Genomic DNA, 2,026 nt, shown 5'->3' with positions numbered 1-2,026 from the left:
GAAGATCAACGTCGACGTCTTCGGAACGGTTTTCCACACAGGGAAGGACTGTCACCCGGAGCTGAAACGGCTGTTCACGACGGCGTACTTCAAACACTCGAAGAAAGAGGTCGACTTCTTCGAGGATTGGCCCGCTGATGCTGACAAGCCGACGAACCACCTGTTCGGTGGGACCGTCGAAAACCTCGAACCCGCGACCGCGGAACCGGACCCTGACGACGCCGCTCCGTGGAACTGGAACCTCGAACCGGACCTCTTCTCACTCGACCTCGACTGGCCCGATCTCCTCGACGAGCTGCGCGACCGCGGACCAGCAACCTAACACGGTGAACTACCCTTCGACCCACCCACCCCTTTCAGTGGGCGGGAGCCTGCGCGACCCCTCCTTGTGGGGGGTCGCGCTTTCATATCAGACCTACTTCTACAAGCCAAATACTGGTGACAGTAAATGAGAATAGGTAGGTGATCATTAGTATGACACTACCAAAAGTATAAATTAAAATATGTACCATATTTACTCCAGCCGATCTTCTATACAATCGATACAGTGCTTCAGGAACTGGGATATTACGCTTTCGCACTTCCACTTTTTTGATTCCAGAAATAAGCAGATCACCAATAAATAATAGAACACCCATTGTCACTGAAGTAAAAATAGCCACCAGCATAGCAGTCAGAATGCTAATATCATCTGCCAATTCTGCGGAATATGGGAGAGTTGACACGAATAATGTGAATAATCCCATGGCGAGTGTCGTATATGATCGATTCAGATACTGTTCAACCCTACTTAGGACAATGACATTGTATTTTATGTCACTCTTCAACCGCTCTGACTCAGTTCCTACGGTATTATATCCAAGATTTGATATATAATCAAGCTCTTCCCGAGAAAAATTCACGATTCCCAGACCCTTTCCACTCATATACGGTCGAGGACGCGGCATCCTAATCACATCAACCGACCAAACCACCGAATCGACCAGTAACAATACCCCTAAAATAAAAAGCAGAGTACTAAGAGGAACCCCCAAGAAACTCAGAACTTCAGATTGCTCTTCAGGTGATAAAATCACAAACGGTTCAATTAAAACATCCACAGTAAGCAAATCAAGGTACAACTCACCAATTCTACGGAATACTTCAGGATCTCCAAAAGTAGCAATTACAGCGGCCGATGCTATTAATAACTGAATTATTCTTTCCGCTCTTACTTGTGTGTGCTTATATATCTCTAATTGTCTATTTAAGTGCTCCTGTAGACTCCGAGTGTTTATTTTGTCTATCAGCTTATCCTGACTTTCACCAATCATCTCACTCAGCTCTGTCTATCCGTAGACAGCCACCATACTGGACTATTCCCTGCTTTTTTCATATCTATAATCCCGTCTTCATTGAGTTGATATAATCTCTTTCTTGTCCCTGATAGTGAGAAATCCAACTCCTCTGCTACCTCAGACGTGGTCAAAACCGGGTCACTTGACTCATTGAACAGCGATAGAACTATGTGATGTCAATACAATTTCGTCACTAACGGGAGCATTCCAAAAGCCGGGCCTCGCTGCTGGAGCAGCAGGCCCGCACGGGCTTCCGTGAGTCAGGCACGAAAGCCATGTCAGCAAACACGGCCGGGGGTATTCAATCCCCCCACGGCGGACGTGATCGCGCAGCAACCAGCGGACTCGCTCCGCATCAGTTTCACTTTCAGTCCCCGTACAAGGATTTCGGCTTTTATATCCCCCCTCGTCGGCGTGAGGTGATGCCTCCAAAGGAAGTTGTGCGGATCGAAGATGACGCAGATCGGTGGCGGTTCCTCTGTCCCCGCGGCCACCGAACGTGGGAACCGACGAATCACCATTTCTGGTGTCAACTCTGCGCGCGCCGCAATGACGCCGACGGCGTGTTCTACGAGCTGCGCGACCAGAAGACCGACGCCCTCCTCAAACGCGACCGGGTCCAGCTGCTGACGGACTCCGGACCGTACGATCACGCCCTCGACGGGGGCGCGCGATGACGGGCGCCGTCA

Annotated in this window: 2 protein-coding genes and 1 pseudogene; 2 read left to right on the top strand and 1 reads right to left on the bottom strand. The window is 49.8% G+C overall.

From position 1 onward, the window contains the following. Positions 1-322: pseudogene (locus EXE44_RS16590) on the top strand (hypothetical protein); the annotation flags it as partial. A gap of 82 nt (positions 323-404) precedes the next feature. On the opposite strand, the gene EXE44_RS16585 reads toward EXE44_RS16590, so the two are convergent. Further along, positions 405-1,313, bottom strand: coding sequence for a hypothetical protein (locus EXE44_RS16585; RefSeq protein WP_137694940.1), 909 nt, complete (start codon positions 1,311-1,313; stop codon positions 405-407). Between the two features lie 446 nt (positions 1,314-1,759). On the opposite strand from EXE44_RS16585, the gene EXE44_RS16575 reads away from it, so the two are divergent. Continuing rightward, entirely contained in the window at positions 1,760-2,014 is a 255-nt protein-coding gene (locus tag EXE44_RS16575) for a hypothetical protein (RefSeq protein ID WP_137717959.1), read from the top strand. Positions 2,015-2,026: the final 12 nt, after the last annotated feature.

The sequence above is a fragment of the Halorubrum sp. SS7 genome (assembly GCF_005435055.1).
GTDB lineage: Archaea > Halobacteriota > Halobacteria > Halobacteriales > Haloferacaceae > Halorubrum > Halorubrum salinarum.
The sequence above is the reverse complement of the archived record's forward strand: the minus strand, read 5'-3'. Positions and strand labels throughout refer to the sequence as shown.